This is a genomic window from candidate division WOR-3 bacterium (assembly GCA_016934535.1).
GTDB lineage: Bacteria > SDB-A > SDB-A > SDB-A > SDB-A > JAFGIG01.
The window spans coordinates 49,824-76,288 of sequence record JAFGSQ010000007.1; the positions used below are offsets into that span (position 1 = coordinate 49,824).

Consider the following 26,465-nt stretch of genomic DNA (forward strand, 5'->3'; position numbering starts at 1 on the left):
AGTGATTTATTCAGGTAAATTTGACCCAAGTGTTTCTGTGATTTTTTCGGAAAGATCGGAGAGGGTGAAAGGCTTTACCAAATAATTGTCGAATCCGAACTCGCTGAAATTAGAAAGTGCAAGATCATTTGAATAGCCGCTTGAAACCAGTGCTTTTACAGAAGGATTGATTTTTCTTATCTCTCTGACGGTTTCTTTTCCTCCCATGCCGCCCTGAACAGTAAGATCCAGAATTATAAGATCGAACGGGTTTTCACCGGGTTCCCTGAATTTACTAATTGCCTCTTCACCGTTTCTCGCCGTTTCAACTCTGTAACCCAGTTCTTCGAGCATTTTTGATGTGACTTTTCTTATCATCTCTTCGTCGTCCATTAAAAGGATGTTCGCCTTGCCGTGTTTAATCTGCTTGCTTTTAATGCCGTTTTTAAAAAAAGCAACGCTATCCGATGCCGGTATAAAGATGTTGAAAGAAGCTCCTTTCTGCGGTTCGGAATCGACTTCTATCATACCGCTGTGATTTTTAATTATTGAATAAACTATCGAAAGACCAAGGCCTGAGCCGTTTTCTTTTGTCGTGAAATAAGGATCGAATATTTTAAGTATGTCATCAGGATGAATGCCGATGCCAGTGTCGGTTATGGAAATCTTTATGTATTTACCCGGTTTGAGATAGTATAAATATTTATATTTCTCCAACTGATCCTCGCTCAAATCGTGGTTGCGTGCGGTGATTTTTATCGTTCCGCCGCCGGGCATTGCCTGAACAGAATTCAGCACCAAATTCTGTATTACCTGGGAAAATTGACTTTTGTCCACATCGACAACCCGCAGATTCTTTTCAAAATCATATTCAAGGTTAATGTCTGTTCCGCTCAGGATAAATTTTGCTGAATCCGTTATTATCTCGCTGATCGAAGAAGCTTCTTTGACAGGAACACCTCCTTTGGCGAAAGTGAGAAGCTGTTGAGTGAGATCCGTAGCTTTTTTAACGCCTTTTTCAGCTTCGAGAAGACTTTCTTTCAGATCTTCGTCTTCTTGGGTATAAAGGTTGGCTATCGATATGTTTCCGCTTATCGTTGTAAGAATATTGTTGAAATCATGGGCAATGCCGCCCGCCAGAAGTCCGAGCGACTCCAGGTTCCTCATTTTTGAGAGCTGGTCTTCAATCTGTTTTCTCTCGGTTATATCTATCACATGGGTTATTATCCTTCCGAACGATCCTTCTTCTTCACGAAACGCAAACGAACTCAGAAGCACCCAGATAATTTTTCCGGATTTGTGATAGTAACGTTTTTCAAACTGTATGGAGTCTTTTTCGTTTAGAATGAGTGAATTTATATTCTTCATGGATTTGTACAAATCGTCGGGGTATGTCAGGTCGCTGAATTTTTTTTTCAACAATTCGCGTTCATTATAACCGAGCATTTCGCATAAAGATTTGTTGACGGCCAGGTAATGTCCCTCTGAATCCATTATGCTCATTCCGACGGGAGCGTTTTCAAAAGTGTTTCTGAATTTTGATTCGCTGACCCGGATCTTATGGTCACTCTGAATTTTCGCTATAATGTCTCCCAGAAATGACACGACTTGAGACAGCAGTCTCTTTGAGATTCGGCTGAAGTCATCGTTTTCGTGTGAAGCAAGATTAAGGCAGGCGATAGGAGAACCCATGTGCAAGATAGGCAATATCGCGAGCGCCCTGATACCTTCTTCTATTACCGCAGGAAATTCAGAGGCCTGAATCTCTTTTTTTGAAAGAAAAGTAGGAATCTCTTTCCTTGCGACTAATCCTTTGGGGCTGTCTTTTTCGTAGAACTGGATTTTTTTAACGAAAGAATCCTTAAATCCCGAATGAGCGGCAAGAGCCAGACCTCCGGTGTCCTGTTCGACGATGTATATGCCGCCGCTGTCCACCTCTTCAATGGATTCAATGGAAATGAAGAGGATATAGTTCAGGGCTTCGTTCAAATCTGTCGTTTTTCCTATTCTCACCGCAAGCTCGTGCTGAAGTCTCAATATGTCTTCGTTCAGTTTTTTTTCCGTGATGTCGTCGGAGAGCCCAAGCAAGACGGTCGCTTCTCCGTTGTCGTCAGTAATAGGCATTTTTATTGTGTGGAGTATCCTTCTGCCGAATTTCGGAGAGTCTATCGGCTCTTCCGGTATGTCAAATACTTTATTGCTTTGCAGGGTTTTATTGTCCATGAATCTGAAGAACTCAGCCTGGTTCTCAGGAAAGAAATCGAAATCAGTTCTGCCGATGACCTGCTCCTGTTTTAATCCGTAAAGCTCTTCGCTCGTTTTGTTCCACATTATGAAGCGGCCTTCTTTGTCTTTGGCGAAAAGCGATATCGGAAGGTTTTCAATTATCTTTTCAAGGAATTGCTTGTATTCGCGTTCTTTTATGTGACTCTGTTTTTTTACCATTGCTGCCGAAATGTGATTTGCTACGAATTCAAGTATGTTCTGATGAAAATAACTGTACGAAAATTCTTCATCGTACGATTGTACTACCAACGCTCCTATTATGAAGTTGTCACATTTAAGAGGTACACCGAGCCAGCTGAAGGGTGCGGTACCCTGGATATCAATATTTTCAACGTCGCAAAATTCATCCAGGCTGTCTCCTGATAACAGCAAGGGCGAGCCTTTAAGAACTACATAGTCAGTGAGGCTGTTCGTAACAGCTCTGGGAGCCGGCTGAGAATCAAAACGGTCTATGTAGCAAGGGAAACTGAGAGCTTTTCCCTCCTGGTCCAGGACGGCGACGAAAAAATTTTCGGAAGGGATTAAAGATCCAATGGTTGAATGTATTTTTTTGAATAAAACGTCGATATCATCGGTTTGATTTAATAAATCCGAAATCGAGAAAACCGCCTTTTGCAATTCGGTGGAAATTTTCTCTTTGGAAACGTCTGAATAAACGGCAATTATTCCGCATATACGCGGATCCTTGCTCATGTCTGTGGCGCGCCCGGAAACGTATTTCTCAGCGTAAGAATCAAGAATTATTCTTAATTCAAATGGAACAGAACGCTCCGGTTCAGATAGAATCCCAGCGATTAATTTTTCGGTTTTGATTTTTTCATCGGGATGGATAAAATCGAATATGTTCCTATTGATGACTTGTTCCGAAGAGACGTTGAATACATTTTTTATATTATCCGAGTGGTAGAGAATGTTCCCGTTTTTATCTGCTATCAGAATCAGCTTTTGCAGACAATCGAGTATCTCATTTTGGAACAGATCCAGTTTTGGCATTTTTTGTCCTTGAACAATTCTATTGAATGGCTCTTCAAAGAGCAACTAAAAGATTTGACCCGAGTGATTTTCTGGAAACCTGTTCATTCACATTAATTTTCTTCGGCGAGTGCTTCAATGTCTTCGCAATTAATATATATTCCGGTGATGTTGCCTTTGACGGGAGGAAAAAGCCTTGCCTGCTTGATAAGGGAGGCAGTTGTTATCAATTCTCCAGATTTTCTCAGATATTTTGCCCACGCGTAGTCTGCGAAAAGTCTGATGTTAGGATTTTCAATGTAATGAATTGTCTTTTTTATATCGGAAAACAGTTTTTTGCCGTCAAAATCATCCGAGAATTTCAAAAGTATAAGGAATTTGTTTATTTTTGCAACAGTGTTTATCTGTGGATACACGACGTCGGACAATTTAATGCACCTGTCTATGTAAAACATCGCCTTTTTATAAAGCCCTTTTTCAGCGAGAAAAATCGAATAATTCAGTGTGGAGTATGAGATTGACCAGATGTAGCCGATTTTTTGAGAATATTTCAGTGATTTTTTTATATAATTGAGAGCTTTATCGATATTTCCGATAAAATAGTGGGTTTCAGCGATATCGTTGAGCAGGAATTCCCTGAAAAAATCTCCCGTATCAAGTTTTTGAGCTTCAGTAAAATATTCCAAAGCCTTGTATAAATCGTTTTTGGCGTAAGCGACCAATCCTCTTTTGTGAAGGTAATCCGGATAGAGTTTTGAACGTTTTAATTTATCACCGGTCGCGTCGATACGGTCCAGGTATTTTTCCGTCATTTTGATTTTTCCCAGCCTCCAGTAAACGTTTGAAATATGCATACAAGCATCGTCGATACTTTCTTTCGATGAGTATGAAAGCGCTTTTTTAAAATAATATACAGATTTGTTAAAATTCGATTTCAGATATTCGGAAAATCCCAAAGACGTGTAAAGTACGGCAAGAAGAGGTTTGTCGCGATTTTCTTTTGCCCATAATATGCATTTTTCAATATAAAATGCTTGTTTTGTATAATCTCCCTGAATGGAATGGCTTTCGGCTTTTTGTCTGATCAATTCATAAATTTCGCTGTCTCTCTCGGCTATTGATTCAGCTTGACCGATCAATCTAAGCGCTTCTTCGGATTTTTTTTTGTAAAGTGCGATTTTGATTGCTTTCATGTAGAACAAAAGAGCTTCATCCTTATTCCCGGCCATGTGCAAATGGTGAGCAATGTCTCCTGGTTCGGCCCAAACCGAGTTTTTTTTGCCGCAGAGGATTTCTGCTATTTTGAGATGGGTTTCCTTTTTTTGTTTGGAAATAACGGAATCGTAAAGAACGTCTTTGAAAAATGACTGCTTGAAAGAAAACAGGTTTCCCCGGAATTCCAGAATCCCCTGAGCTGCAGCCTGTGACAGATAAAGAAATGTTTCCTGGTTTCCGGTCAGATCTTTCATCAGGTCCGGTCTGAAGGAATTACCTGCGATAGATGACATCTTTAAAACATTTTTCATTTCGGCTTTCATCGAGTTGAATCTTGCCATAGATACGAAAGCGAGATTTTCAGGAATTCTTTTGGGTTCCCTCGAAAGTTCTGTTTTTGAATCGCGCTTATTCAGGTAACCGAAATGATCGAGGTATTTTGAGAGCATGATTGAAAAAAGGGGATTTCCCCGTGAGGCTCGGTTAACGTATTGAAGAAGTGATTTGCCGATTTGGTCGCTTCCCAGTTCATTTTCCAGAAGATTTTCGGTGCTTTTAACGTTTAATGGCGAAAGATTTATTTCTGAATAATTTTTGAAGGGTAATGTAGATCGCGACGAAAGTATCGTAAGGCTTTTAGTTCCCTGAAGAATATTTTCCAATCCTCTTAGAATGATGAAATCGAAGCTTTTCAATTCGGCGTCGTCAATTAACAGAGCGAAAGGTGATTTGTTTTTAAGGGCGTTAATCACTCTGTCTTTCAGGATATCTGTTCTGACAGACTGTGGAAGGGAAAAGAATTCGACGGATTCAAGACTGTATCCGAGTGCCTGGAAGGCTTCTTCAGAAATAAACAGGGGAGTATCATCGCGTCTTTTGGCTATGTAAAAAACATTGAAATTTTGGGCAAGTTCTTTTCTCAGATGATTCAAGAAAGTAGATTTTCCAATTCCCTGTTCTCCATTAACTTGAATGGTTCTCACGCCATTAGCGAGAAGTTCTTTAATCGTTTTGAGCTCTTTTTTTCTGCCGGTGAAAAAGTAGTCAGGCGATTCGATTTTATTAAAACGGTAGTACCCTACTTTTCCCGGGTATTTGGGCAAGTTGGTGTGCTTCGATTTTGAGCATTTTACTTTTGACGGTAAAAGATTTTTAAATTTTTCAGAGAACAAAACTTCGCCTTGAGAAGCCCTTCTCGTGAGTCTTTCTGATAAATTTATGTCATCGCTGATCGCCATGAATTTTGATTTATCTCCGGCGTCAAGCGTGCCCGCGTAAGCATAACCGGCGGATATTCCGATTTTGGCTTTTTCAAGTTCTGGATGTCCGGAAATAATTATGCTTTCTGCGCAGGCAAGTATGTCTTCAAAGACTGCCGGGCTGTCTGTCCTGTGTCCGAACAGGATCAGCATTTTAAAACCTTCCCTGGAAATGCAGTCGATGTCACTTATCTCACCGTCGTACTGACTAACGATAGAATCCGTTTTTTTTGTGAAATCGAAAAAATCAAATTCGGAATTCAGAGGCACTTGCATCATCATTGAAGCTATGACTCTGTGCTCCGGATCTTTTATTGCCGTATAATCATTTGTTTGGTCAGGCGTAGTTATAATATGACGTCGTCCGATAAAAGGTTTACAGGGATAGAAAACACTCTCGTCGTCTTTAAGATCGAAATTTGCCAGAATCTCTTTTGATTCGCCTGAAACTACGGCGAAATAATTGTCTTTCCAGAAATAAGGCGAGTAATTGAATTCTCCGCTGACAAAAGCAGTTTTGATGCTTACTTTTCCGTCGGGGAATACGGTTTCGTACTTTTTCATTTTTTTTTTTAAAGTTGTTCGGACTTATTTGACCGCCTGAGCGGAAGATGCGTCAGAAGGGAGGGATATCAGGACGGAATCGCCTGCCGCGTTTATAAAAATCCCGCTGTGGCGATGAGAAGCCTGTATAAATGTTCCGTAAAGAATATTCACGATGTTCGCGATTTCTTCTAGTCCTTCCTTTCCCTTTTTTGAGAAAACACTTACAAGTCTTGTAAAACCCGATATGTCAGCGTAAAAAAGAGCGTTGCTTCTTTTACTGAATTTATCCGGAGCCTGCCCCGGCTTTATAGACGATTCCGGGGCTGTGCCGCTCCAAGTTTTAGAATTCATAGGATTTTCAGATTTACTGCTGTTTTCTGGATAAGTCTCAGTGCGTGACGGGCGGAAATTTTCACGGGTGAATTGAGATAATTGTCCCACTTCAGGCTTTTTTCGAGGAAGATTTTTCTGCCGGTAATTTCGTACAGTTTCCACGATAGGAGAACGTGATATTTGTGGTAATCAATATTTGCCAAAGGTTTGTATTTGAAGAGTGAGTAATAAGTCCAGAAGCCTAAATCGTAGAGTTCAATATTTTTTTCAAGAGAAGATACAAGATCGTCTTTGAGTGTCAAAAAATCACAATCTACATTGAACCTGCACAGGTCGATGAGTCCGAATAAAGCGACAATCATGCCGTTTAATACGAGGCTTTTGGGTTTTGAAGAGTATTCTTCCAGTGCTGGGGACCCGTCGGGGAATTCCGATCTGACTCCTCCCGCGGGAACTTCGAGGAAGAAAGGTCTGATGGACTTCTGTGCGGCTTCTAAAAAACTGTTTTCATCGGTTATTTCATAGGCTCTCGTGAAAACCGAGGCTGCTCTGCCCTGAGCCATCGCGGATATCCAGGGCGGCTTGAGGTTCAAATTAGCGAGTGGAAAATCAAATTCAAAGATCATCCCGTTTTTTTTGTTTTTTCCTTTCTTTAAAAGCCATCTGGAAATCCGTACGAATTCATCGAGGCGCTTCTGATCTCTTTCGAAAGAGAATACCTGCAGATTATAAAGCGCGTAATGACAGATAAAGATCGTGTTGTATTCAAGTCCCCAGGGGTATCTGTACAGAGGAATGTCTTCGGAATCGAACGTAAAAAGGTCGTACATGCCTTCCCGAACGTCTTTGAATCCCAAGTCTATGTAATAAGAAGTCGGTAAAAATTTCATCTATTCATTTTAGATAAAAAACAGCCGTAATGCAAAAGAAAGTGTTTTTATCCGAAAAAGCCGTTTTCCCTGAAACTGTAAATGGTTTTTTTCGTGACAATTATGTGATCGAGGAGGTTTATGTCTATGCTTGTAAGTATGTTTTCGATTCTGTTTGTCAAGACCATATCTGTTTCGGAAGGTTCGGGATTTTGAGACGGATGATTGTGAACAAGTATCACCGAGGAGGCTTTCATCAAAAGAGCTCTCTCAAGAATTTTTCTGGGGTACACGTCAGCCTGACCTACAGTGCCTTCTGAGACAGTGTAAAGTTCCAGCACGTGCCCGGCGTTGTCGAGGAAAATTGAATAGACATGTTCATCTTTCAGAGCACCCAAAGAGCACGAAAACCTCTTTTCGATTTCTTTGACAGCTTTTTTGTAATTGTCTATCCTGATTTCGATTTTTTTTACGCTTTCTTCGTGCGCTTTTTTGAAACTGTCGGCGGCGAATAAAATTCCGAATGCGGCAGATTTTCCGACTCCCTCGAATTTAGTAAGTTCTTCTTGAGCCGCATTGAAGACAGCGTAAAGAGATCCGAATTTTCTTAAAATTTCCATGGCCTGAGCCCGCATGTCTTTTCGAGGAACTCCGAAGGTCAGCAAAAGCTCGACAATGTCAGTATCTGAAAGTGAATTAATACCCTGTTCCAAATATTTTTGCCTGAGTCTTTCTCTGTGACCCGGTCTATAACTGTCCCGGCTTTTTTTCTGCGATTTCATCTGTTAATTCTCCTAGCTCGGGATCTCTCGCGCCCATGGTTACAAGGGCTCCGAAAGAAGAGAAATCCAGTCTCTTTAAATTGATATTTCCTTCAGTGACTGCTACTTCCTTATTGAGCGATTTTACTGTTTTTTCGAGAAATTTTGAATCCCATAGTCTTTCTGTCACAGTTCCTCCGGAATAGAATACTTCGAGAATGTGAAGTCGGTCGCATTTCCCGAGGGAATCTGAAAAAGACTTCGCGATTTCAAATCCGAAATTCTTCAGCGGGCCGAAACCGTGAGGTTTGAATACTACAAAAAGATTTTCATGAATTTCTTTCAGGGCTTTAAGAGAAGCCTTTATTTTTGCCGGATTGTGTGCAAAGTCGTCGTAAATACAGGTGCCGCCGTTTTTCCCTTTGTATTCGAGTCTTCTTTTAATGACTGGTATGCATTCCAGCGCACTTTTTATTACAGAAAGGTCTATTCCGTTCTCGAGCGCCGCAGTTTTTGCCGACATGCAGTTTTCGATGTTGTGGTCGCCGAAAAGAGGGATTCTGTATACTTCATCATTGCTTACGAATTCGGTCCAGATTGTCCCTTGTGATTCTTTTTGCCGCGAAAGAATCCTGTTTTCAGTACTGTATACAGTGCCGCAACAAATGCTTGAAGCGCAGGAAGTGTGAACCAGGCACTTTTTACTGTTGAGGCAGAAATCGGTGAAGTGCTTCCTGAGCTTATCCGTGTCAAAATGATCACTCGAAATATTCAACAGCAATCCGGTATCCGGTCTGTATAGCGGAAGAGTGCCATCGCTTTCATCGGCTTCGACAATGAAAAAATTTTCGGTATCTTTAAAATCGGGCGGTGAACCTTCGTTCCCTGTTAAAACTGCAGGTTTACGCCCCGCATGCCTGAATATGTGCCCGATTATCACGGCCGTTGTCGTCTTGCCGCTGGTTCCCGCCACGCAAATCGAATTCCCCGTTTTTATCAACGAAACAAGAATTTCAGATCTCAAATATACGGGTAATTTCAATGCCGTTGCTTTTCTTATAACCGGAGTCGAATTCTCCACAGCCGGACTTCTCACAAGGATTGAACACTCACTTATAGCGTCACTGTCTTCTCTGACAATATCTATTCCAAGGCCGGCGAGACACTTTTTGCGAATCTGGGCTCTGCCGGAATCGAAAAGCCTGTCGGATCCTGTTAGAAGATATTTTTTTGATGAAAGGTAAGCGGCAAGAGTGAACATCCCCGAGCCGGCGATACCTGAGAGGTATATCCTTTCATCGGGATGCATAATTACACCTGATTGCGGCGTCAAGTTACACCGCGCAAAAAATAAAAAAGTTCTTTCATTTTATCTTTACCGTTTATTTTAAAATAAGAATACTCAAGTGAAAAGCTTCATCATCTGTCTTTACGAAATAAACTCCGTCAGGTAAAGTTGATCCGCTTGAAGTCGTTCCCTGCCAAAAAAACGCCTCTCCCGGAGAAATGCACTTTGAGAACACTTTTCTTCCCGAAACGTCGTATACGAAAATAGAGCCATCGTATAAAAAAGAAAACGCAGTAAAACCTGAAGTTCCGTGCCTCCGGAATATCATCGGAATTTCAAATTCAGCCGTTTCTTCGCGTAAAACAGGGATTTTTCTGAAAAAAAGCTTGTCGTCAGGGTCGAGGGTGATTGAATCCGGATTTATTATGCCGAGATTGATCAGTTCACTGTCGCTTTCTATCCATGTTTCATACGAACAGTATATCTCGTTATTTTTCCATACCGCTATTTCGAGAGGAAGTCTGTAAATTTTTCCGCTCCAGGAAAACTGGGAGATTAGAATTTTCAAGGAATCACATTCAACATTCCATCGGAAATACAGGCACGGGTAGTCAACACCTCTCAGCCATTGATCAAAGAACCAGGCGAGATTTTCTCCGCTCGTGTTTTCAAAAGCGGCGAGAAGATCTTCGGAAGAAGCATTTTTCCAGATATGACAATCGTAGAAATTTTTCATTGAAAGAAAAAAAACGCTGTCTCCGACAATTTCTCTAAGCATCCTGTAAAACCATGCGCCTTTCCAGTATACGTTCAGGCCGAAAGGATTCGGACTGCCGATTATCGGCCAGTGGTAATTATCGTCCCAGTTCAGAGCAGATTCTCTCATGTACAGAAGCCTTTCTCTGAAAGCAGCTTCACCTCTGATCTCATAAGCGGCGAGGAGTTCGTAATATGATGCGGTGCCTTCGTTTATGAACATCTCGGAATAATCGCTGCAAGTTACTGCGTTTCCCCACCAAGTGTGCGCAATTTCGTGGGCATGAACGAGAGTGGCCGACCAGCTTCCGGGAGAATACCTGATGCATGTTTGGTTTTCCATCGCTCCTCTGCCTCCCGACTGACACTGACCTATTTTCTCTTTCGAAAAAGGATGAGGGGCTATTATGGATTCAAAAAAACCGATTATTATCTCTGAACTGTCCAGCATTAGTTGCGCGAGGTTTTCGTGACCTTTTATCGAATAGTAAATTAGGTTGCCGGCGTCAGTGTTTTTTTCAAGTAAAGTATAATCCGAACACATAACCGCCACGAGATAAGTCGCAATAGGGTAATTGTGTTCCCATCTGTATTTCAACTTCTGGCCGTAAACTGTGTCGATGGATGCGAGATTCCCGTTTGAAACAGCGTACAGCGCCGAGGGGACGGTAATTGAAACATTTATCCCGCTGTCAGCTTTCTCACCGCAAAAATCCACACAGGGCCACCACTGTTTTGAAGCCTGTAAAACTTCCACATCAGTGAAAAAACCACCAAAAGCCTGATAGAGACCGAACTCAGGTCTGCCACAATAATAGGTCGTAATTTCAAACGCAACACCGGAATCGACGGGATTCGGAAAATGTAAATTCACTGTGTCTCCGGTCCTGGAAAAATTTGCCTGATTGAGCTCTTGAAAAATGACGCTGTCAATCCGCATCTTTGTTCCGAGATGGAATTCCGCAGACGACAGACGACGCATGGCTATGGATTTCATCCTGCATTTGCCCTCTAAAGAATCGAAAGGCTCGAAAAATTCCAGATCCAATTCATATTTAATTACATCAAAACCGGTTGAATTCGCTTCGCCGCCGTAAGAAAAGCCGGAAAACTTGTTTTCTTCGGGAAAAAATACGTGACAAACAATAATAAGCAAAAAAGAAGAAATCAGTTAAAAAACCTCCTTTAATATTTATTTATATATTCTTTGCCGTTTGTTTTCAAATAAATACTTAAACAAACACAAGATTTCATAACTTTGCATAAACTTGACATGTTCAGATTAAGATGTTATTCCTAAATTGGTGAAAAACTGACATGTATTGATTTCAAGGGCGGTTTAAAAGGACCGGTTATATAGGATGAGAAAGCTTTTTAAAGACATAGCTCGGGTCGTGTCTATGGATGAAGGTGACGTCCCGAAAAGAGGCGGCGATTTGAGTAAAATCGGATTAAGGGACGGTGTAGATATACTTATTGAAAACGGAGTTATCAGGGAGATTTTTCCTTCGGGAAGATACGGCGCTTCTGATGTCGATGCGGTATTCAGCGCGGAGGGTTTGACCGCCCTTCCGGGGCTTGTAGATTCTCATACTCATTCTGTTTTTTTTGGATCGAGAGTCGACGAGTTTTACGAACGAACCAGGGGAAAAACCTACCTGGAAATCCTTGAATCAGGCGGAGGCATCCTGAGCACAGTCAAAAGCGTAAGGAATGCTTCTTACAATGATATTGAAGCTTTTTCCTCGGGCTTAATGGATTCTTTCATCGAAAACGGAACAACGACAGTTGAAATTAAATCGGGTTACGGTTTGACTGAAAAAGACGAGATTAAAATGCTGGAGGTAATATCAAATCTCTCAAAAAAAGGAACTGTAGATACTGTCCCGACATTTCTCGGCGCTCACGCTTTACCTGATGAATACAAAAACAAAAAAGACGCGTATGTTGATCTGGTTGCAGAAAAGATGATACCGCAGATTTCTCAAAATAGGTTGGCAAAATACTGCGACGTATTCTGTGAAAAAGGCGCTTTTAGTGTTTCAGACGCTCGAAAGATAGCCGAATCGGCGGTCGGAAACGGTCTCAGAATGAAATTTCATTCTGAACAGTTTACGAGATCCGGAACTACGGATCTCGCCGTCGAATTTGGCGCTTCGTCTGTGGATCACTGCATTGAAATGAATGAGCAAGACATTGAAAAACTGTCGAAAACGGATACTGTCATGATATTACTTCCCGGCAGCGAGCTGGTTTTGAATCAGAATAAATTCGCACCCGCGAGAAAGGCGATCGAAGGGAACTGTGTGGTAGCACTTGCAACGGATTTCAATCCCGGGAGCTGCCCCATTCAATCCCTCTGGTTGATAGGAAGTCTTGCGGTTTTAAAAATGGCAATGTCGTTCGAAGAGGTCCTCAACTCGATAACTGTCAACGCAGCATATTCTGCAGGAATACAAAACAGGGCAGGAATGTTGAAAGAAGGATTACAGGCAGACATAATATTCGTAGAAGCACCGTATTTGAATGAACTTTTTTATTTTGTCGGCAGTAATCCGGTTAAAATCGTTGTCAAAAACGGAAAGGTCATCAGATCGGTATTATGAAAAAAGAAGAAGTCGAAATATTTAAAAAGCTTTTCGAAACCGGGAAATGGGAAGAAGCTCTCAGGTTCAGCGAAAAAATGCAGGAAGAAGACATCTCCTTGGAATTCAGATCTGTAATTTATTTCAACACCGGTCAGAAAAAAAGAGGCGAAGACATATCGTCAGAACTCATAAAGGAATACATAAAAAAACATGATTTTTTCGAGTGTCTAGCATTTATGGAGCTGATGAGGGTGTTTTCGAAAAAGAACTACAGAAATTATTTCAAGGTTCAAAACAGGATTTCGATACAAGCCAAGTTCTGGTCAGGATTGTTCGATGTCATTAGGGATGTTTTTATAACATACGGTTCCGACGCCGAAAGCGTCGTTCTGTACATAGAATCCCTGAAACAGTATGTCAAGCAGAATACAGAAGTACTTAAAATGCTTGAAGATATTATCACCATAGTTAAAACCAAGAAAGTGATAGAAACTGTTTCAGCCAAAGACGTAGCCCAGGGACTCGATTTTTCTGTGCCGAAATATCTCGAAAAGATAGGTTCAAATGAGAACGCCGCTTATTCTTACATAAAATTAGCAAAAAAAGCAGTCGAACTCAGAAGATTCGACGAGTTAAAGAACTCCATAGAATCACTCGAAAGACTCGGCTACGGAGGACTTATCGAAGTCAAAGAATTGAAAAAAACTTTAGACAACGGTCATAAAACTGATTTTTCGGGCAGTACAGGCAAAAGCATTTCTGAAACTGTTATAAATTTCATTGACGGCATATACGACAGTATTCCCGTTGAAGCTCCCGAAAACCACGTAAAACTCGCGCAGTCCCTGTTTAAAAGAGCTCTTTACGAGCAAACTAAGAACGAATATCTTCTTTCAGTCCTGACATATTCCGTAGGACAGAGAAAGACCTATATCGAGAATCTTTTTTCAGAACTGTCAAATCTGGACATAGACTGGGCCAACGAGGTCATGGACTTTTTTCTCAGTTCCGGCAGGATAAATCAAAGTGAAATAAAATCAATAAAGGTGCGCAAACCTATTTCGACTGATCAGGATGTTCTCGATCTTACAAGGGAGATTATGACGACAATGGAGAAAACGGATCTTTTTTCAGAAACCAGAAATCCAGACGAATCGAAAACAACCATCGGATTATATACCAAAAACGAAAGCGCTCCTCACTCGATCACCCCGAGCACAGACATGAATCAAGTGTCAGATGATTTCATACAAAAAACGAACGCATCCTTGGCTATAACTGAGGATACTCCGGAAATAAAAAATATTCCTGCACTTGAACCTCATGCAGACAAAGCCGATCAGATCAATGAACCGGTTAAGCATGATACAGGGACAAAAGAGAATATGCAGGATGACAATGTCAAGATCGAGAAGGATGATTCCATTCCGAGCACATATCAACAGAAACTCAATGAAACGCCCGGGAAAGAATTTCCGGGATTTTCTGTTCCGGACTCAAAGGTTATTGAAAATCCTTTTTCTGACGAGGAACCGGAAGGAAACATTGATTTTTTGTAATGACAGGAGAATATATGCACTACAGGGATTTTTACGGGCTTAAAGAAGATCCTTTCAACAATGTTCCGGATCTCAGATTTTTCTATCCGGGCAATGAATACACAAGGATCTATTCTCGCCTTTTGAGGATAGCAAAGGACAGGAAGGGGCTCGGAGTGCTCACGGGAGGAGTGGGATCCGGAAAGACGACTATGGCGAGACATCTTCTGCATCTTCTGAGAAGCGATAAAAATCTTCAATCAGGACTTCTGGTGCTGATGCACAGCGAATTCGAACCGGGTTGGCTTGTAAAAAGGATCGCCGGTCTTCTCGGAATGAGAGAAATTCCCGATGACAAGACAGAAGCTCTTGCCCTCGTGACAAAAAGACTGCTGCTTTTCGATAACGAAGACAAACACACCGTCATTCTCATTGACGAAGCCAATAAAATGACCAATCCGGATCAACTTGAGGAAATCAGAGGATTTTTAAACCTTGAAAGAGGCAACAGAAGGATTATGACATTTGTCCTTTTCGGAACGCCTGACTTTTTACATCATTTTGAAAAAAATGAATCTCTCGCTCAAAGAGCGGCTTTGAGACTTGTGATTAACGCCATGGATTTTCAATCGACAGTGAAATATATTCAGCACAGATTCGTCACTGCGGGAGGGGATCCTTTTATATTTACTCAGAACGCCTACTCTCTGATATTCAAATATTCAAAAGGCAGTCCCAGAACTACAAACTCACTATGTGACAATCTTCTCTTTGAAGGGGCTCTCGTCAACCAAAAACCCATCTCAGAAAATCTTGTCGCCGAAGTGGCAGAGATGCTTGGTTTCAGAAAAGGAGACGCTTTTTAATGCCACTGTCTCAAAACGAAAAAAGGATTTTGAAACAAGCGGCGGATTATACACGCCTCAAACGATACGACGAAGCAATTGTTATATGCAAGAAACTTCTCGAAATAAACGATGATCCCGAAGTTCACAAGCAACTTGGCGATTTGTTCGAAAGAACTAACAGAATCGAAGATGCAAAAGAACATTTTTTACTGTCGGCGAAACTCTACGAAAAACTTGACATGCTGAGGGAAGCTCTGGGTATATACACCAGATTGTCGACGAGAATAATGAAAGGCGAAGAGGAGGAACTGGGTTTCGACAAAGCTCAACTTTACCTCAAACAGAATATGATTGCGGAAGCCATAAAAGAATTGACTTCTTACGGTTTCCGGAAAATCGAACAGAATGACCTACACGAGGCTTTCAAATCTTTTGACAAAGTCGTCGAACTTGAACCCATGAACATGAAAATCAGGGCTAAGTATTCGGACCTTCTGGAACAAAAAGGGCAATACCAAAAAGTTGTTGAAAATTACGAATTCATGAAGAAATATTTTCAAAAAGAAAATGAAGTAAAAGCCGTTAAAGAAATTGAAAAAAAGATCGAAGCCATGAAGTCAAAAATGACAACAGTAATAACCGGCGAAAGAAAAGAAGAAAAGAGAGAGGCGGGAGAAGAGCGGGGGGATTTCGGGTTCATGCTCGGCGAATTTGTCACGGAAGAAATTGAAAAGGCTAAAGAAACAGCCGACAATGAGGAAATTGCCTCTACGATAACACAGAATTTTTATGATGATTTTCCTGTCGCACAAAAGGAATCCGAGGCCGTAGCGAACCCTTACGTAGAAATAAAACTTGAGGACTCCCAACTGGCTCCTCTTCCCACCTTGTCGAAAATCGGAGAAGGGATAGAAATTATTGAAGTTGAATTTGAAAGAGAAGAAAAAGATATAAAAGCAAAACCTGTAAAGGAAATTGAACTGGACATAAGCGACATAAAAATTGACCGGGGTTTGTCACTTGAAGACATATTCGAAACAAAGAAAGCTCAAAAGACGAAAGAAAACGGTAAAGTCGTTCCCGTGGAACGGATTTTTGCCGCGTCTGAACCAGCACCCAGACAGACGGACGATTTTTTTGAACTGATGGAAGACAATACCGAAGAAGCTAAATCAGAATTTGCCGAATCGGCTGATACTACCCAGGATTTGCTATCAGGCCTGGATCTGGACGAACTTATCAGGGAGATAAAAGATGTCAAAGCGGGGGATCATGTGTTTGTTCAGGACAGCCTCCAGAGAATCGAAGTTAATGAAAAAGTAAAGAGAAGAGAAGACACAGTAGCGATGTCTTCTCTCGATCAGTCCTTGTCACTTGATTCGCTTCTTGAAGGAGGTGTCGATTCTTGGAACAATCTGGCTGCGGAGCTGGCAAAAGATATGCTCGAAAGCAAGGGGATAGGAGATCTCAAAGAAACTCAGAACAAAATGCTCACCGAAAGATCAACGTGGGAAGAGTTTGAAGAACAAGCAGACCTTTTGCTTTCAGTCGGTGAAGTCGAAGAAGCTGTAGATTATCTGTATCAGGCTTCCGAAGCATATTACGATGAGAACCAGCTCGAAAAAGCCTGGATACTTTATGATAAAATAGTCGATCTCAGGCCTTTTGAACTGAGACCTAGACAAAAAATGGTTCAAATTGCCCTGAAAATGGATGATAAAGAAAAAGCAGTCAAAGCCTATATTTCCCTTTACGATTGTCAAAAACTGAGGGGAGCGTTTGTTGACGCTGAAGAAACAATGAAGAAACTTAGAAAAATCGCACCGGATAATCCCGGCGTCATATCGAGAGATGTATCGAAACCTGTTGAAGCAGAGCCTTACCATCAATCCCTGGACTTGAGCGAGTTGCTCGAACACGAACATGCAAAAAGCAGAATGAGTGCAGACAGCGTGGGAACGCTGATTGACGAATTCAAAGAAGAGGTTTATCAAAGCATTAGCTCTTCTGAAAGGGAAAACTTCGACGCTCATTACGATCTCGGAATTACATTCAAGGAGATGGGTTTGATCGAAGAAGCCATGGAAGAATTCAACACAGCAACAAAATCAAAAAAATCCTACGTTAAATCCATTGAAATGATAGCCAATTGCCTTCTCGAACTCGACAAGAAACACGCCGCTGTCAGGCAACTCGAGGAAGTGATTTCAAGAAACGAGTTTAATGAAAATGAACTTGTCGGAATAAGGTATCTTCTCGGAAGTTTATACGAAGAAAACGGAGAGGAAGAAAAAGCGAAGCATCAGTATTTCCAAGTGATGAAAGTTTATCCGGATTTTTCTGACATAAAGGACAGGATAAAAAAATATAAATAATCGGTCGGCGTTATTCTTTTCTTACATTTATTTTCCGCCTTTTCCCGTTCCAAAAAGCAATTCTTTTTTTTATTTCACTTTCAAAACCTCTGTCCGAAGGATTGTAAAATGAAAGTTGGGAAACTTTCGGAGGAAGAGTCACTTGTCCCGAGAAGGCGTCCGGGAAATCGTGGTCGTATTTGTAATCTTTGCCGTGGCCAGATTCTTCAGCCAGTTTTGTCGGTGCGTTTCGGAGATGCAAAGGAACCGGAAGATTTCCCGTCTTTTTGATCGTAGAGTTAACACGGCTCCATGCAGAATAAAGAGCATTTGACTTTGGCGCAGTAGAAAGATAAACAGCGGCTTCAACCAGAGCAAGTTCTGCTTCCGGCATACCTACGTAATCGAACGCGAGACGGGCTTGAACGGCTACCGTCAGTGCGTTGGGATCAGCCATACCTATGTCTTCCGAAGCTATACGTATCATTCTCCTCAAGATGTATAGAGGATCGGTTCCGGATAGTATCATCCTCGCAAGATAATACAATGATCCCTGGGGATCGCTGGATCGCACGCTCTTGTGGAAAGCACTTATCATGTCGTAAAAATAATCCCCTCTTTTGTCGAAAAGAAGAATCTTTTCAAGTCTTTTCTCGATTTCTGTCTCGCGGTTGTCTTCCGAAAGAACTGATTCGAGCAGATTAATCGCTCTTCTCGCGTCGCCTTCCGATGCGTCGGAAATTTTTAAAAGGATTTTGTCGGATAAAAATTGCCCGGCAGTCATTTTAACGGCTCTTTTTAGTATTTTCATAACTTCTTCTTCAGACAGGGGAGTGAAAATGAAAAGCCGGACTCTTGAAAGCAGGGGCGGATTGATGTAAAAGGAAGGATTCTCGGTCGTGGAGCCTATTAAAGTGACTGTGCCCGATTCCACGAAAGGTAGGAGAACGTCCTGTTGTGATTTTGAAAATCTGTGAATTTCATCGAGAAAAAGAAAAGATTGTCCGAATATCCCTGAAACACCAGAACAAGCGATTTCCCTGATTCTGTTTACTCCAATCAGAACAGCGCTTTCAGTGTAAAATGGGACGTTCGGATTCGACACTGATATCAGTTTTGCCAAAGTGGTTTTCCCTGATCCCGGCGGTCCCCAAAAAATCATTGAAGGAAATTTATTCTTTTTGAAACATGAATTAAGCTCAGCTCCTTCGGACAATATGTGATTTTGACCAAAAAAATCCGAAAGGCTTTTAGGTCTTATTTTTTCTGCGAGCGGGGTGTTGTCCATATTTTTACTAAAGAATATATTATATTTGAATTATTTGGAACAGAATTTTTCGATTACCTTTAACAAGTATTATAAGGTGTTAATTCTACATATAAAAAATAATACTTGACAATTTTACGCATGTTTATTTTAATAACAAGTGGGACAAAATGGGTAAAAAGGGGTAAAAATGGGTTTTTATGGAACGCACAAATGCACAATAGACGATAAAGGCCGTTTTTTCCTGCCTGTCAGATACCGGAAAGATCTCAATGAAAACAAAATGTTCTTGACGAGGGGATTTGACCGTTGCCTAAACCTTTACACGGTCCAGGACTGGGAGGAATTCGAAAAAAAACTTCTTGGTCTTCCCGCCAGTAAAAATGATGTACGCAATGTCCTGCGGTATTTCATTGGATCAGGCGATTATATGGACATAGACGGTAAAGGCAGAATGAAGATACCTGCCGAACTTTTATCTTTTGCAGATATCAAGAGAGAGATGACTGCGGTAGGAAGAGGGAATGTTATCGAGATTTGGTCTCATGCAAACTATATGCCCGTCATGGAAAAAATAGACAAAAATATTGTTGACTATTTTGAAAGCCTGGGAATTTGAAGTGAGAAAAAGAATAACCAGGAAAGTCGTACACATATCCGGAGGTTTTGATCCTTTCAACAAGCCTTCTCAGATGAACAAACTCGAGAGATTGATTCAGGGAGACGAATACGAAATAGTCATAGATCTGGAAAATCTGGATTACATGCATTTTCAAACCGGAGTACTCCTTGAAACCCTCAAGACAAAACTGAGATCGAAAGGGAAGAAATTGAGGTTGAAAAATGTCAACGATTATTTTCTTACGGTCCTGAATTTATCCGGTTATAACTGGACTTCGGACCTGACAAAATGATTATAACTCAGGATTCTTCACGGAGTGTTCACGATCCGGTTATGGTTCCCTTTGTAGTTTCGATCTTCTCGGTTCTTTACGGCGGAAGGTTTCTAGACTTGACTGCGGGTCAGGGTGGTCATAGCTACTGGATAATGAGGTCATTGAAACCTTCGTATCTTGTTTGTGTTGACAGGGATAAAGAAGCTTTGGAGTATTCCGACTTACGACTGAAAAATTTTAACACCGATCATAAGTTCTTCCACATGAGATTCTCGCTTGCATTGGATGCTTTTACAGAAAATAATGAAAGATTCGACGGCGTGCTCGCTGATCTCGGCATGTCGAACATGCAGCTTGTTTCTGACAGAGGCTTCAGTTACAAATTTGACACCCCTCTCGACATGAGAATGGACAAAGATCAGAAAATCAGTCTTGAAAAAATAATAAAGGATTCGTCAATAGAGGATCTCCGCGGCATTCTTTCCGTCTCAGGGAGAAGAGACGAAGCCAAGTCGCTGGCTAAAGCCATATTTGAAAAAAAAAATGAGATAAGAACCACCGGGGATCTTACGGACCTGATAAGAAAAAAAGGATCCAGGCACGATGCGGCGAAAAGACTTTCACGCTGTTTTCAATCTTTCAGAATGGCCGTGAATGATGAAATCACCGAACTCGAACTGCTTTTGGAAAAATTGCCCGGTATAGTAAATCCCGGCGGAAGGGTCGTTATAATTTCGTATCAGTCCCAGGAAGATTCAATTGTAAAAAGCCGTTTTCTCGAATGGGAAAAGCGGAACATTGCCTCGAGGATTTTCAAACACGTGGTAAAACCTTCAAAGGATGAAAAGGCGAAAAACAGCAAATCGAGAAGCGCTCATTTGAGATGCGCGGAGTTTTTAAGATGAAGAAGATTTTGATCGGGGCCGGGCTGTCCGGATTATTCGTTTTCGCGGGTTTTATACTGACAGTTACTCAGAGATCAACCGCAATGACTTTGACGAACGAAACGTTTTCAATGGAGAGAGAAATCGACAGGAAAAAACAGGAATTGTTGAAGGGTCAGATAGTTTTGGACGACAGTTTTTTTTCAGCTGAAATCCTGAGGTCGCTTTCGGAAACTCTCGGATATTTCTTTGTAGAAACAAGCGAATCGGCGTCTATAGCAATAATTGATTTGGAAGGTTCTTCGGATGATTAAAAAAATCAGCAAACATCCGAAAATAGAAATATTGTCTTTTTTAGCGTTCGCTTTACTGTTCGTTTTCGCGCTCGAATCCGGAAAAGTAGCTCTCTCAGAAAATTACCGTCAGAAGGCCAGGGAAATGACAGCGTACAGTTTTTCACCTGAAATTCTAAGAGGTGCAATTTTGGACAGAAAAGGCAGATGCATTGCCTATTCCCATAAGACAGTCTCAGTTTTTATGTATCCGGAAAGTATTGATAACAAAGAGGAATGCGCCGAAAGACTTGAAAATATAGGAGTTATGAGAGCCGAAGAATTGTTGGAAATTGCCACCAATAAACGCGGATTCACTTGGATAATGCGGGACGCATCGGACGATATAAGCCGTTCGGTAAAAGATGAAATGATCCCCGGAGTGGGGGTGTTTTATGATCAGATAAGATATTACGGGAGGGCAGGATCTTTCAGCAATCTCATAGGATTAGTCGATCCTGCGAACATAGGAATATCGGGTATCGAGTATACTTTCGATAATTTCCTGAGAGGTGGCAAAGACACAGCCGTCATGTCGCTGACACAAAGGGGGAATTTGTATCTGGGGGCTTCTTTATTGGAAAGACCGAGATTCAGGGGAGACGATGTTTATTTAAGTATAGACATGGATGTGCAGGACATCGCTTATGTGGCTTTAAAAAATGCCGTGGAGCGTTTTTCGGCAAAATCCGGAACTGTTGTGATAATTGACCCGAACACTGGCGCCGTGAGGGCTATGGTCACTGTAGGGGAAAGGAATATTAACATGGCAGTCGACTGGCAGTTCGAACCGGGTTCGACTTTTAAGCTAATAATCGCCGGAGCCGCTCTTGCATCAAATTCGGTTCAACTCGATGAAATTGTTGAAACCGGAAAATGCAAAATTGAGATTGGAGACTACGTAATAAAAGACGCAGAGATTCACGGGCCGCTCGATTTCAGAGGGGCTTTTATACATTCATCGAATGTAGGAATGGTAACGGTCGCGAGGAAGACAGGGGCGGGCACTCTGTATAAACACTTGCTGCTTTTCGGATTCGGCGAGAAAACGGACATTGATCTTCCCCACGAAGCGAGAGGTTCCGTCCCCGAAGAAAGTCAATGGATAGAGGTGAAACTTGCCACCGTGGCTTTCGGTCAGGGTTTGTCTGTAACTCCTTTGCAAATGGCTGCGGCTTATGCAGCTGTTGCCAACGGCGGACTGTTGATAAGGCCGAAAATAGTAGACAGCATTGTTTCTCCCTTACGGGGTACGCTAATAAAAAAAACCGACACACTAAGGCGAGTTCTGCCCGAAGAAATTACAGACACTCTTACAGCTCTCCTTGTAGAAGCGGTTGAAACCGGAACGGGAAAAAGCGCACGCGTACAAGGCATGAGAATAGCCGGGAAAACCGGAACAGCTCAAATAGCTTCTGAAAGCGGAGGCTACCGTGAAGACGCTTACATATCCTCCTTTATGGGTTATTTTCCAGCTGAAGACCCTGATTATGTAATATGTGTTGTCATTGAAGAACCCAGAGGAGCTTACTACGGCGGCGCAGTGGCCGCTCCGGTCTTCAGAGAAATCGCCAATTATATAATTTATACCATGACTGTTATAGAGACAGCGAGAACCCAGATATGAGAACTTTAAAGGAGATAAAGCAAAAATTCCAATATCTGAAGATAATGGGCGCTAATGCAGATGAAATTGAAATTCACGGTATAGGACCGGATTCGAGAACTGTTGAAAAGGGCGACGTGTTCGTCGCATTAAACGGAAACAATTCAAGAGGAGTTGAATGGGCGGAAAAAGCCGTTGAAAAAGGCGCCGTTGCGATCCTTTCGGAAAATTGCTCCGGTATTCACTTTGAAGTGCCTCACATAATCTGCCGCGACGTAAAAAAAACATCGATCGAGTTGGCTGATTTTATTTACGGTAACCCTGTTGATTCCCTTGTTCTAAACGGTATTACGGGGACTAACGGAAAAACGACCACTGCTTTCATGCTCAGATCTATTTTCGATAAAGCGGGATATATCACGGGTATGATAGGGACAACGGGGCATTACTTTCCCGGAGAAGTCGAAAAGGCTTTCAATACAACTCCGCCTGCAGTTGAGTTATTCAGAATTATTGGAAAAATGAAAAATAAAAACGTCAGTCACCTGGTCATAGAAGTGTCTTCTCATGCGCTAACTATGGGAAGAGTGGAAAAGGTCAAATTTGATACTGTCATATTTTCAAGTTTTGGCCACGATCATCTCGACTGGCACGGCGATGTGGAAAAATACTTTGAGGCAAAATTGAAAATATTTTCGCTCATGAAAAATGATTCTTTTGCATGTGTCAATTCGTCAGTAGGAAGGAGAAGTGAAATCCTGCAGGCTGCAAGGAAGCCCGTTTATTTTTATTCCATGATAAACGGATCGGATTATTGGATAGAACCCGGGGAATCGGATTTAAAATTTTCCACTTTCCTTTTCATGGGAGAAGGGGCGAACTTTGAAATTGAACTGAAAATACCGGGGCGCATTAACATTCTGAATGCTGCTGGAGCGGCATTATGTGCTCTTAAACTCGGGATTGAAACTCATGTCATCAAGAGAGGTTTGGAAAGTGTTGAAGAAATCCCGGGAAGAATGCAAAAAATACGATCTAACGCTACGTTCAGCGTGTTCGTAGATTTTGCGCATACACCTGACGCTTTGGAGAATTTACTCTCGAGCATTAAAGCCATGAAGCCTTCGAGGTTGATTGCTGTTTTCGGATGCGGAGGTGACAGGGACAGTCTCAAAAGACCTCTCATGGGAAAAATAGCTGAGATATATTCAGATCTGATCATTCTGACTGATGACAATCCTCGAAGCGAAGACCCGGATGAAATAATTTCACAAATCGAAAACGGAATGTCAGCAAAACCGCTGATTATAAGAGATAGAAAAGAAGCGATTAGGGTTGCAATAAGGAAAGCTAAAAAAAACGATGTAGTGGTCGTTTGCGGTAAAGGTCACGAAACGTATCAGATAAGCGGAGATAAAGTAATCGACTTTGACGACAGAGAGGAAGCAGCTGCAGCCCTCAGGGAGTTAGGATGGAATTCGAACTAGCATATATTGCCGGTATAACAGGGGCGACAGTCGAAAATACAGGAATTGAAAAAAAAGCGATTGGCTTTTCTGTTGATTCGAGAATTATCCGCAGAGGTGAAATATTTGTGGCGATCAAAGGGGAGAAAACTGACGGACACGTCTTCTCGGAAGAAGCGCTGAAAAAAGGTGCTGTCGCAGTAATGTGCGAAAAAAAAATCAGAGGACCCTCGATCTTAGTTCATGACTGCATAGAAGCTATCGGAAAACTGGCCAGAGAAAGAATCGAAGTTTCCGGAGCCAAAGTAATTGGCGTAACCGGTTCTTTAGGAAAAACGACGACGAAAGAAGCTATAAAAGCAGTGCTGGAAACAGAATTTCATGTCGTCGCCAACGAAGGAAATCTGAACACTGAAATCGGTCTTCCTATGGCTGTTCTCAACAATGTCAAAAAAGCTGAAATATTCGTCCTTGAAATGGGAGCGAGAAAAAAAGGAGATATAACAAGGCTTTGTAAAATTGCCGAACCTGACATAGCCGTCGTTACTAAAATAGCTCCGGTTCATCTTGAAATATTCGGTTCTTTGAAGAATATCATTGAGGCAAAGATGGAAATACTGGAAAATCTCGGCCCTGGTGGTTTGGCAGTACTCAACGGAGATGACGACGTGCTTGCAGAAATAAAAAATGCACGGGTCAGTGATGTGATTTACTTCGGGATCCGGAGTCAGAATATTACACGCATTCTGTATGGAAAAAACGAAACCAAATTTAAAATAGAAAATCAAGACTTCACTGTAAATGTCCCCAGTCAATCAGGACTTTATGCCGCTCTTGCGGCTATAAAAGTCGGAAGTCTGCTTGGTGTTGAAATGCGGCGAATGGCAGAAAATATTGCAATGATGAAACTGCTTCCGAACAGGCTTGAAACATTTGAAATTGACGGAGTTGTTTTCATAAACGATTCATACAACTCCAGCCCCGTTGCTCTCGAGGCAGCTTTGGAATACGTTTCCGGGACTTACGAAGGAAGGAAAATTGCCGTGATAGGCGATATGAAAGAACTCGGAAAAGAAAGCGGTTTATTTCACGAGCAAGCCGGCACGAGTGCGTCAAAAAAAGGTTTTTCTCAAATAATCGCTGTAGGCGTTTACGCAAAGCATGTAAAAGAGGGATTCAAGAATAACGGCAAAACAATCTTTCATGAGGCGGGAGATTGGAAGCAGGCGCTGGATGTACTTAATAATATAATGAAAAAAGGAGACGTCGTGCTGATAAAAGGAAGCAGGGCGATGGAGCTCGATATGATAGCCAAATCATTGAAAAACGGCGGCGCAAGTGTTTAAGTTGCTGTTCCAATTCAGGGAATCTTTTTCTGTACTGAATATACTGGGTTATATAACTTTCAGATCGGCATATGCAGTAATAACTTCTCTCGTAATTTCATTTTTCGCAGGACCAATAGTAATAAGAAAACTTAAAAAATACAAAACCGGTATGACAGTCAGAGAATTTACACCCGAAGGCCATGAAAAAAAGATAGGAACTCCGTCCATGGGCGGAATACTGATGATTGTCTCGATTATAATATCTGTGTTGATTTGGGGGGATCTTACAAACAGAAACGTCATAATACTTCTGTCCTCTCTGCTGTGGCTTGGATTATTCGGATTTCTTGACGATTTGATGAAAATGAAAAGAAAAAAAGGCATGAGAGGGAAATACAAGCTGGCGGGGCAGATACTTTTGGCCGGTTTTGTCGGTCTCGTGCTTTTTAAATTTCCTTCTCATGGAGAGCTGAAAGTAACGCAGACTAATGCTCTTTTTCTTAAGAACCTTGTGGTTGATTTCGGCTGGTTTTATATTCCACTCATTCTTACAGTAATACTCGGAGCGTCTAATTCAGTAAACATAACGGACGGGCTCGATGGTCTGGCCGCCGGCTCTTTGGCTACTGCCTTTGCTTCATTTTCAGTCGTTGCATACATAGTTGGAAATATTAAGGCTTCGCAATATTTGCACATAGGTTTCGATCCGTCTGCCGCAGAATTAACTGTTTTCGGAGCAGCAGCTTTCGGTGCGTGCCTCGGATTTTTGTGGTTTAACGCTCATCCTGCCCAGGTGTTTATGGGAGACACCGGTTCTCTTTCATTGGGTGGAGCGCTGGGTTTAATGGCCGTTCTTCTGAAGCAGGAAATACTGCTGGTGTTTGTGGGAGGTGTGTTCGTTCTGGAAGCATTGTCGGTTATCATGCAGGTTTCATATTTTAAAATAACCGGTGGAAAGCGAATATTCAAGATGACTCCCATACATCATCATTTCGAAAAATGCGGATGGTCCGAGAGTAAAATAGTCGTCAGATTCTGGCTGCTTGCTATTTTATTTGCTCTAATCGGCATCAGCACATTAAAGATCAGGTGAG

The 26,465-nt window shown here is 41.7% G+C and carries 20 protein-coding genes; 12 read left to right on the forward strand and 8 right to left on the reverse strand.

What is annotated here, in order from left to right; all coding sequences use genetic code 11:
* Nucleotides 1-6: 6 nt before the first annotated feature.
* The 7 genes from JXL83_01270 to JXL83_01300 form a co-directional block, all read right to left on the reverse strand.
* Nucleotides 7-3,258 carry a PAS domain S-box protein gene (locus JXL83_01270; GenBank protein ID MBN2362744.1) on the reverse strand — a complete coding sequence of 1,084 codons (3,252 nt, stop codon included), beginning with the start codon at nucleotides 3,256-3,258 and terminating at the stop codon, nucleotides 7-9.
* 92 nt (nucleotides 3,259-3,350) lie between these two features.
* Nucleotides 3,351-6,275 carry a hypothetical protein gene (locus tag JXL83_01275; protein ID MBN2362745.1) on the reverse strand — a complete coding sequence of 975 codons (2,925 nt, stop codon included), beginning with the start codon at nucleotides 6,273-6,275 and terminating at the stop codon, nucleotides 3,351-3,353.
* Between the two features lie 24 nt (nucleotides 6,276-6,299).
* The gene (locus JXL83_01280) at nucleotides 6,300-6,608 is read right to left on the reverse strand and encodes a hypothetical protein (protein MBN2362746.1); all 309 of its coding nucleotides are present in this window, start codon (nucleotides 6,606-6,608) and stop codon (nucleotides 6,300-6,302) included.
* Entirely contained in the window at nucleotides 6,605-7,480 is an 876-nt protein-coding gene (locus tag JXL83_01285) for a hypothetical protein (GenBank protein MBN2362747.1), read from the reverse strand. The genes JXL83_01280 and JXL83_01285 overlap by 4 nt, the downstream gene beginning before the upstream one ends.
* Before the next feature lie 47 nt (nucleotides 7,481-7,527).
* The gene (gene radC / locus JXL83_01290) at nucleotides 7,528-8,241 is read right to left on the reverse strand and encodes a DNA repair protein RadC (GenBank protein MBN2362748.1); all 714 of its coding nucleotides are present in this window, start codon (nucleotides 8,239-8,241) and stop codon (nucleotides 7,528-7,530) included.
* On the reverse strand, nucleotides 8,207-9,529 hold the full coding sequence (locus JXL83_01295) for a hypothetical protein (protein MBN2362749.1): 1,323 nt from the start codon (nucleotides 9,527-9,529) through the stop codon (nucleotides 8,207-8,209). The genes radC and JXL83_01295 overlap by 35 nt, the downstream gene beginning before the upstream one ends.
* Nucleotides 9,530-9,602: 73 nt before the next feature.
* Nucleotides 9,603-11,420, reverse strand: coding sequence for a hypothetical protein (locus tag JXL83_01300; protein ID MBN2362750.1), 1,818 nt, complete (start codon nucleotides 11,418-11,420; stop codon nucleotides 9,603-9,605).
* 205 nt (nucleotides 11,421-11,625) lie between these two features.
* Here JXL83_01300 and JXL83_01305 point away from each other — a divergent pair, with 205 nt between their 5' ends.
* The 4 genes from JXL83_01305 to JXL83_01320 are packed head-to-tail and all read left to right on the forward strand — an operon-like array spanning nucleotide 11,626 to nucleotide 17,613.
* Nucleotides 11,626-12,870 carry an imidazolonepropionase gene (locus JXL83_01305; protein MBN2362751.1) on the forward strand — a complete coding sequence of 415 codons (1,245 nt, stop codon included), beginning with the start codon at nucleotides 11,626-11,628 and terminating at the stop codon, nucleotides 12,868-12,870.
* Nucleotides 12,867-14,411, forward strand: coding sequence for a hypothetical protein (locus tag JXL83_01310; GenBank protein MBN2362752.1), 1,545 nt, complete (start codon nucleotides 12,867-12,869; stop codon nucleotides 14,409-14,411). Before JXL83_01305 ends, JXL83_01310 begins: the two co-directional genes overlap by 4 nt.
* Nucleotides 14,412-14,425: 14 nt before the next feature.
* On the forward strand, nucleotides 14,426-15,256 hold the full coding sequence (locus tag JXL83_01315; GenBank protein ID MBN2362753.1) for an AAA family ATPase: 831 nt from the start codon (nucleotides 14,426-14,428) through the stop codon (nucleotides 15,254-15,256).
* Nucleotides 15,256-17,613 (forward strand): hypothetical protein, encoded by a 2,358-nt coding sequence (locus JXL83_01320; GenBank protein ID MBN2362754.1) that lies wholly within the window; start codon nucleotides 15,256-15,258, stop codon nucleotides 17,611-17,613. The genes JXL83_01315 and JXL83_01320 overlap by 1 nt, the downstream gene beginning before the upstream one ends.
* Before the next feature lie 10 nt (nucleotides 17,614-17,623).
* On the opposite strand, the gene JXL83_01325 is transcribed toward JXL83_01320, so the two are convergent.
* Nucleotides 17,624-18,880: a replication-associated recombination protein A gene (locus JXL83_01325; protein ID MBN2362755.1), complete on the reverse strand. Its 1,257-nt coding sequence runs from the start codon at nucleotides 18,878-18,880 to the stop codon at nucleotides 17,624-17,626.
* Between the two features lie 169 nt (nucleotides 18,881-19,049).
* Between JXL83_01325 and mraZ the strand changes: the two genes are divergently transcribed.
* Genes mraZ through JXL83_01365 form a run of 8 tightly spaced genes read left to right on the forward strand, consistent with a single transcriptional unit; the run spans nucleotide 19,050 to nucleotide 26,464 of the window.
* The gene (mraZ, locus tag JXL83_01330; GenBank protein MBN2362756.1) at nucleotides 19,050-19,478 is read left to right on the forward strand and encodes a division/cell wall cluster transcriptional repressor MraZ; all 429 of its coding nucleotides are present in this window, start codon (nucleotides 19,050-19,052) and stop codon (nucleotides 19,476-19,478) included.
* The gene (locus JXL83_01335) at nucleotides 19,459-19,773 is read left to right on the forward strand and encodes an STAS domain-containing protein (protein ID MBN2362757.1); all 315 of its coding nucleotides are present in this window, start codon (nucleotides 19,459-19,461) and stop codon (nucleotides 19,771-19,773) included. The genes mraZ and JXL83_01335 overlap by 20 nt, the downstream gene beginning before the upstream one ends.
* Entirely contained in the window at nucleotides 19,770-20,660 is an 891-nt protein-coding gene (gene rsmH / locus JXL83_01340; GenBank protein MBN2362758.1) for a 16S rRNA (cytosine(1402)-N(4))-methyltransferase RsmH, read from the forward strand. The genes JXL83_01335 and rsmH overlap by 4 nt, the downstream gene beginning before the upstream one ends.
* A complete protein-coding gene (locus JXL83_01345; GenBank protein ID MBN2362759.1) occupies nucleotides 20,657-20,953 on the forward strand; it encodes a hypothetical protein in 297 nt (98 codons plus the stop codon). Before rsmH ends, JXL83_01345 begins: the two co-directional genes overlap by 4 nt.
* The gene (locus JXL83_01350; protein ID MBN2362760.1) at nucleotides 20,946-22,598 is read left to right on the forward strand and encodes a penicillin-binding protein 2; all 1,653 of its coding nucleotides are present in this window, start codon (nucleotides 20,946-20,948) and stop codon (nucleotides 22,596-22,598) included. The genes JXL83_01345 and JXL83_01350 overlap by 8 nt, the downstream gene beginning before the upstream one ends.
* Nucleotides 22,595-24,064, forward strand: a complete 1,470-nt coding sequence (locus JXL83_01355) for a UDP-N-acetylmuramoyl-L-alanyl-D-glutamate--2,6-diaminopimelate ligase (GenBank protein MBN2362761.1) — start codon at nucleotides 22,595-22,597, stop codon at nucleotides 24,062-24,064. The genes JXL83_01350 and JXL83_01355 overlap by 4 nt, the downstream gene beginning before the upstream one ends.
* Nucleotides 24,049-25,389 carry a UDP-N-acetylmuramoyl-tripeptide--D-alanyl-D-alanine ligase gene (locus JXL83_01360; GenBank protein MBN2362762.1) on the forward strand — a complete coding sequence of 447 codons (1,341 nt, stop codon included), beginning with the start codon at nucleotides 24,049-24,051 and terminating at the stop codon, nucleotides 25,387-25,389. Before JXL83_01355 ends, JXL83_01360 begins: the two co-directional genes overlap by 16 nt.
* Nucleotides 25,382-26,464 (forward strand): phospho-N-acetylmuramoyl-pentapeptide-transferase, encoded by a 1,083-nt coding sequence (locus JXL83_01365; GenBank protein MBN2362763.1) that lies wholly within the window; start codon nucleotides 25,382-25,384, stop codon nucleotides 26,462-26,464. Before JXL83_01360 ends, JXL83_01365 begins: the two co-directional genes overlap by 8 nt.
* Nucleotide 26,465 lies beyond the last annotated feature (1 nt).